This window comes from uncultured Capnocytophaga sp. (genome assembly GCF_938029845.1).
Classification (GTDB): Bacteria; Bacteroidota; Bacteroidia; order Flavobacteriales; family Flavobacteriaceae; genus Capnocytophaga.
In genome coordinates this window covers 1-6,879 of record NZ_CALHGG010000141.1, presented here as the reverse complement: position 1 = coordinate 6,879, position 6,879 = coordinate 1, and the positions used below count along the sequence as shown (strand labels likewise).

The window sequence follows — 6,879 nt, the reverse complement described above, 5'->3', positions numbered from 1 at the left end:
GAATTGGACTATACAATTGTTTTTCTACTATTGATTCGTGTTAATCACTAGTCATTAGTCATTAGTCGTATGTTTGCATTCTGAAAAGAGACTTATAATTTTACACTTAAACAAATGTGAATATAAGTCATCTGTATATCAGTTAAAACTCTTAAATACTATCTATTCTATTTTTCTATATTTGTAGTTATAGATAGTTTATCAAGGAATAATCCAAGACTTTAAGATAATAGATTAAGTTGTTTGCTCTTTAAAAAATAAATTGTAATTTTACATTTAAATAAGCATGGATTAAAACCGATCATTAGTTAGTAAAAGCTGTTAGTGACATTCTGTTCCCGTGCTTCTACATCTGTAAATCTGGATAGTTCGTTGGGGATATAAACCCCGCATTTTGCGACGATAGGTTATAGGATGTTATTTATTTATCATTATTTTTCCTACAAAAAACACTCTATTTATGCGTTACATCGGCATTGACATCAGTAAGGATAGCTTTACAGTAGCTTTCTCCTCTGTGAAAGGATCTAAGACTCAGTCTTACAAGAACACTCCTAAAGACATTCAAAAGTTTATCAAGACACTTGATAAAGAACAGGATCATTGTGTAATGGAAGCCACAGGTAATTATACCTTTAAATTGCTATATTTACTTATAGAACAAGGATATAAGGCTTCTTTAGTTAATCCCAAACAGACTAAGTACTTTGCTAAAACAATGCTCTCTGTTACTAAAACAGACCCTCAAGATGCTTGTTTATTGGCCTGTTATGGGGAAAAGATGACCCCTCCTGTATACAAGATGCCTTCAGAGAAAATCATTTTGCTAAAACAAAAAAGGACAGTTATTAGACAACTAAGAAAGCAACTTACCGCTCTTAAAAACCTTGAAAAGTCATTAGAAGTTCTACCTCGTAAAGATAAAAATGCATTTACTTGTCTAAACAATACTATCTCTTATACAGAAAAACAGACAGAAAAGTTAGAAAAAGAACTTATTGATGATATTACAGAGGATTTTGATAAACAATTAGATCTTCTAACCTCCATTAAGGGGATAGGAAACAAACTTGCTGCCTCTTTGATTATAGTTACAGGAGGTTTCTCTTTCTTTGAGAACCCAAAACAAATATCACGTTTCTTAGGAATTTGCCCTACTTATCAACAATCAGGGAGTTCCATAAATATCAAAGGAAGCATTAACCGAAATGGGGATAGCCACTTAAGAGGGATGCTATTTTTAGCTTCCTTAGCAGCAATACGGTTTAATACAGCTTGTAAAGAACTCTTTTCCAATTTCAAGGCTAAAGGGAAACCTGTAAAGGTAGCTTTAATAGCTGTAGCTAATAAGCTCATCAGGCAGGCCTTTGCCGTTGTTAAGTCAGGTATTTCCTATATAGACGGATATATATCGAAGCCACCTATCACAACTGTTAAAATCATCTCTAACTGATAGATAGAAATTTCTTAATCTACAAAAGTTAAAGTTGGTTAAATGTATTGTGAGCTAACATAGTTCGTCACTAGTCATTCGTCACTTGTCACTAGTCATTCGTCACTATCACTGTTCATTGCTTTAACTTGTTTTATCACATGATAGAGGGCAGCAAATACCCCAAAGAGACTCCCGCCCGCCACGCCCCATGGAGCTATGGTAGGATATTTACCATCCAATAGATTCCCACCATAGGCACACAAGGCTATGGTTACAGCCATTTGCAATCCGACTTGAGAGAATTTTGCCCAGTTATTAGGATTATTTCTTTGCGGGTTCATTGCTTACAGGAGCCCCTTTAACTCCCATCTTACAAGTTACGTTGAATACAGCTCCTGGTTCTATTGCGAGCTTGTCGGCTTGTACTTCACCTTCTATCACGGCAGTAGCCTTAAGGCTAAGTGTATTCTTAACTACCAAAGTACCTGTGATTGTACCTTCTACATCTGCATTAGTACAAACAACATTACCTTTGATAAGACCTGTTCTTCCTACAACAAGCCTTCCAGAAGTTTGTATAGTACCTTCTATCTCTCCATCTATACGAAAGTCTGAACCAGAATTTACTTCTCCCTTAATCTTAGTTCCTGCTACGATGCGGTTGCTTCCCGCTACTGAATTGTCTACTGCCATGGTTTTCTTATTTTCTTTATTAAACATGTTAGTTATTTTTTATATATTCTTCCTTATTTTTAAATGCTTGTAAGATAGCATAATTCTCTGACGAAATTACGAAAAATTCTTTGAAAAACATAGTATTTTCTTGATTTTTTTCTTCATCCTTTTTCTTCTTGTTTTTTAAAGCATTTTCTTGGAAATAATGATTGACTCTTTGTACAAATCCTTCTGCCATTTGCTTGCTCATAAATCCGTGAAGTACAGCAAATTGCTCCTTATCATCATATACATCCTGGCTTAGGGTAAGGTAGGCAAATCCATTTTCCTCCAAATAATTCTTAAGTTGTGTTAGCTGCTGCTCATCTAAGCCTCCTTGTAGAACTACTTTCCAAGAAGTAGCCTCTTCATCAGGTAAGAAAGTAGGTTTCTCAGAGGAGCCTTTAAGTATCTTAAGTTTTTCCTTAAGATCATCAGCTTGAGAGGTATTAGGATATTCCTGTACAATAGCTTCTAATTCACGTATATAAGCTGCTTTTCCTTCCAATCGGGCTATGGCCTTTGCCTTGAGTATATCAAAATCTGGTCCCATAGAAGAAGTCTTATATTCAGTCTTATGTGCCTGTATATAGGCTAATACTTCTGCATATTGCTGAGCCGCAAGCTGATCGCTTAGGCGCTGATATTGCTCTTGTAGCTCCTTATCATTGGTACTTTGCTGACCTGAAATAGGTTTGGCATATTCTGAATTAGGGAAAGAGGTTAGCAATTGTTGTTTGTAAGCCTCTGCCTCTTTAGGATTTTTTTCATTTATCTTATACAATAGATACAAAGTCTTTTCTTTGAGCTTATCATTATGGGTAAGTGACAATAGGCGAGTAAGTCTTTGCTCGGCGAGCTTGCCATCAGCAAATTTTTCCCAATAAAGTTCTCCTACTCCATAAAGGGCTGTTTCCCTATCCTTTTGGAGCTGTTCAAGCTCGGATGGAGTAGGCAACTTTTTCAAATAGTCCTCTGGAGAGATTTGTGAGATGGCCAAACTATCTGCAACAACATCAGTAGATTGCTGCGCTATAAGTTGATTAGACCAGCGCCAATTATCCATCAATGGACGATCGCCAAACCGTTGCTTAAAGAGTTGTTTTCCGTAAGCTACCGTCTGTGGCAGATAGAAATAGAAACCTTCTTGAGGATTTTGTTGTTGTGGTGTAGTAGCTCTTCCAAAATCGGTAATAGTGACAGCCTGTTGTGTAGCAGGTTGCTGTTTTAAGGAATCAATATGGCGTTCAAAGTAGCGTACTTGCTCTTCTTTTGGCATTTTCATAATACGAGACAGACTATCGGCCTTGGCTATAGTATTTTCAAAGGCAGTTATCTGCGCTAGATTATCTCTCTTTCTGCGCATATAGAGGTGCTCGAGTGTATTTTTAGGAATATACACGAGTGTGCTATCATAGTGAGCATAGGCCAAGGGATACTTTTTATCCTTAAAATACAATTCTCCTAGGTGCTCATGGGTGCGCCTACGAAGCCCCTCGTTATCCTTATTCTTTTCCAAAGAGCGCAAGAAATAGCTGGTAGCAGCCTTGGGTTGGTTTTCTCCTTCCAAAAAGAGTGCATGCTGAAAATAAACCAAATCTAGCAAATCCTTATGCTCATAGAGTTTTTCCATTTTACGCAACTTCTTGGTATATGCTATCTTCTCCTCAGGAGTGAGTGTTTGAGTACGTGCCTTGCCCACTTGTGCCTCCACCCATAGGCGACGTGGAATATTCCAATTCAGACCAATCACCTTTTGGTAATAAGCTTGTGCCGAATCCTTCTGTTGGAGATGCTCAAAAAGTTGTCCTATAATAAAGTAGTAGCGGCCTCTTTTAGGTTTTTCCTTAGTCTCTTGGCTGGCTTGTTTCAGTGCCTCAATTGCCTTAGGATAAGCCTCCAAATTGATAAAAGCCTGTGCCAATACCGCATGAAGAGTGGCACGCTCTCGGCGCTTGGGCTGTTCTTCCTCAAGAATCTTCTCTAAGGCAGCCACGGCCAATTGTTCCCTGCCGAGCTGAATGTGTGCTTTTTCACGCCATACTGCTGCATTATAACGCTGGTTAGTCTCTCCATAATTGGTAAGCAGGTGGTTAAAAGCCTCCAAAGCAGGGATATAGCGACCATTATAATAACGTGCCTTACCTAGCAACATATAGGCATCGTCTATCTTTCTATTCTTCTGCTTACCGTCAAAGACCATAGAATGGCGTTGGATAGCCTTGATAGCCTTCTCCTCCGCACGGTCAAAATGAGGATTTCCCTCCCCCTTGAGATTGTAATTTTGAGAACTTACTTCGGGTTCCACTTCTAGGATCTCAAAGTAATTGTCTTTACGTTTTTCGGTCAATTCTTTTTTGCCTTCTTCAAGTGCTAAATTGCCGTTATACAACACGTTATACATGGTTGGAATCATGCGAAACTGACGGTTGTAATAGGTATCCGACTTAGTAGTACAGCCTGTTACAAAGGCTATCAATAGGAAATAAATAAATAATTTGTGCAGCTTCATCTAAGAAAATAATAACAAGGCGCAAGTTAGTCATTTTTTTTGAATTCTCAAACAATTTTATAGCAGTTTTCAGTTTTTGGTTGTCAGAAGTCAGTCGGCAGGCGTTAGCGGTCACCACTAAAATAACAAATGACCAATGACGAATCATTAAAGATTGGTCACTGGTCATTCTTTTTTTGTAAAAATAAAAGGATTTTTTACTTTTTACCCTTTATCTTTTACCTAATATTTAAGGTATAGCCAACCCTTTTCTGTATGGGTTTGTTCGGCGGTGTCTTGGTACTCTAAAATGTAGTAGTAAGTTCCTTGTGGTAGCTTACTACCTGCATTTATCGTAGCACGTCCGTTGGAATGTCCATCAAATGGCTCACTATTGGTATAACCATCCTTTTCATAAACCAGCACTCCCCAACGATTGAATATCTTGAGGTTATTCTTAGGATAACCCTCAATATTCTCTATCGTAAAGCCGTCATTCTGTCCGTCTCCATTGGCTGAAATTCCATTGTGTATCACAAGCGGTTTGTCTTCCAATATCACTATCTTCACTTTTGCCTCATCACAGACTTGGTGATCCTTCATACAAAGATTGTATTTCAAGGTATATTCGCCCGCACGAGCTCCTTTCGGAATCACTACATCTCCATTCTGCTCTATACGAGCTCCAGATTTATCGTTGCTCAATATCTTAATCTCCACCTTATCCAAATGTTCTGAGGCCTTACCGCCGGCATAACGGTCATTGTCTAAGACATTACCTACTATACCCTCTCTTAGAAGTGGGTTGATTGGATTACCACTAAAGTCATCATCTTCAGCTACTAGAGCAGGAAGCAGTTTTATTACCGCTTCAGCACTCTTACACTCTGTTGGAGCTGACTTCTTACAGATAGTATAAGTGTAGGTATAGACACCATCTGGCGTGTTCGGTGCTATGGTAATAGTACCATCGTCATTCATGGTAAGGGCAGTGGTTGGTTTTCTCTCTCCGTCCTTAGCCTCACCTTTGGTAAGAATCACATCATCCACTGGAGATAGGTTCTTCTTCTTATTGAGTTCATCGTTTTTCAAGACACTTTCGGTTTTGTTCTCCTTGGTCTTGTCGTTGATAAGCTCAAACTCATCATCCTGAGCAGAGAATTTCACTACCTTTATCGTTACTACCGCACTAGAAGAGTTTGCTATATTCGCCTTCTCGGTAATGGTATAGTAATAAGTATAAGTACCCTCTGCAATACCTTTCTTCACTGAAATACGACCATCTGCATTCATTTCCATCTTCGTTTTATCAATCTTCTGCTTACCATCCGTTTCAGTTATAGTTACCTTAGAGAAGCTGATACCTACTTTTTCACCTAGAATATCGTTATTTAAGATACTCGGAGTCAGTGCACCTTCCGTTCCTACTTCCCATACACCATCATCTTTAGCTAAGATATGGGCTTCTACTACTTCAAAGGTTACTTTAGCTCTATCACAGTTGGTAGGTACATCTTTCTGACATATCGTATATTCGTAACTATAAGTACCCTTAGGCGTACCACGTTTTATTGTAATACTTCCATTCGCATTCATCGTAATATTTGCATGTGGTTGCGCTCCTGGGGTAAGGATTACATCACGCTCTGGAGAGAGGTTACCAATAACTCCTTCCATGGTATCTACTCCTGAAGAGAATACTGTCGCTACTGTGATGTAATCCAATGCATTAGGTATCTTACCAAAGTTATCATCTACCGCCTTTATGACACGAGTAGGTGTTACTACTGTAATCTTCACCTTAGCTGTAGCACAAGGACTGGTAGCCCCCTTCACACAGATTTGATAAGTAATTGTATAAGTATCTGGTCTGGCATTAGTTGGAACCTTTATCTTACCTGTCACAGGGTTTACTCCTACTCCTGTAAGACCTCCATCATTAGGAATAGTTATATCCACACTTGCTGGAGTCGCAGGGTTGCCATTGACCTTATCATTGCTAAGTACCTCTACTTCTTCTCCTTGACGTACTGTCTTATCAGCATCATCATTAGCTTCTATGGTAGGCGTTGGGTCAGGAGTTACTGTAATTATCGCCTTAGCTGTAGCACAAGGACTGGTAGCCCCATGTACACAGATCTGATAAGTAATTGTATAAGTACCTGGTCTGGCATTAGTTGGAATCTTTATCTTACCTGTCACAGGGTTTACTCCTACTCCTGTAAGACCTCCATCATTA

General features: G+C 38.8%; 5 protein-coding genes. 1 reads left to right on the top strand and 4 read right to left on the bottom strand.

Annotated elements, in window-relative coordinates; genetic code table 11:
* The first annotated feature begins 460 nt into the window (after positions 1 to 460).
* Positions 461 to 1,453, top strand: coding sequence for an IS110 family transposase (locus tag Q0625_RS10200; RefSeq protein ID WP_298826698.1), 993 nt, complete (start codon positions 461 to 463; stop codon positions 1,451 to 1,453).
* Between the two features lie 95 nt (positions 1,454 to 1,548).
* Here Q0625_RS10200 and Q0625_RS10195 read toward each other — a convergent pair whose 3' ends face one another.
* From Q0625_RS10195 to Q0625_RS10180, 4 genes are all read right to left on the bottom strand, one after another.
* Complete coding sequence (locus tag Q0625_RS10195; protein WP_298826695.1) at positions 1,549 to 1,776, bottom strand: AtpZ/AtpI family protein; 228 nt, start codon at positions 1,774 to 1,776, stop codon at positions 1,549 to 1,551.
* Positions 1,757 to 2,155 carry a polymer-forming cytoskeletal protein gene (locus tag Q0625_RS10190; protein ID WP_298826692.1) on the bottom strand — a complete coding sequence of 133 codons (399 nt, stop codon included), beginning with the start codon at positions 2,153 to 2,155 and terminating at the stop codon, positions 1,757 to 1,759. The genes Q0625_RS10195 and Q0625_RS10190 overlap by 20 nt, the downstream gene beginning before the upstream one ends.
* Before the next feature lies 1 nt (position 2,156).
* Positions 2,157 to 4,661 carry a tetratricopeptide repeat protein gene (locus tag Q0625_RS10185; RefSeq protein WP_298826689.1) on the bottom strand — a complete coding sequence of 835 codons (2,505 nt, stop codon included), beginning with the start codon at positions 4,659 to 4,661 and terminating at the stop codon, positions 2,157 to 2,159.
* Positions 4,662 to 4,883: 222 nt separating this feature from the next.
* Positions 4,884 to 6,879 (bottom strand): gliding motility-associated C-terminal domain-containing protein (locus Q0625_RS10180; protein ID WP_298826687.1); only part of this gene is annotated, 1,996 nt, incomplete at its 5' end.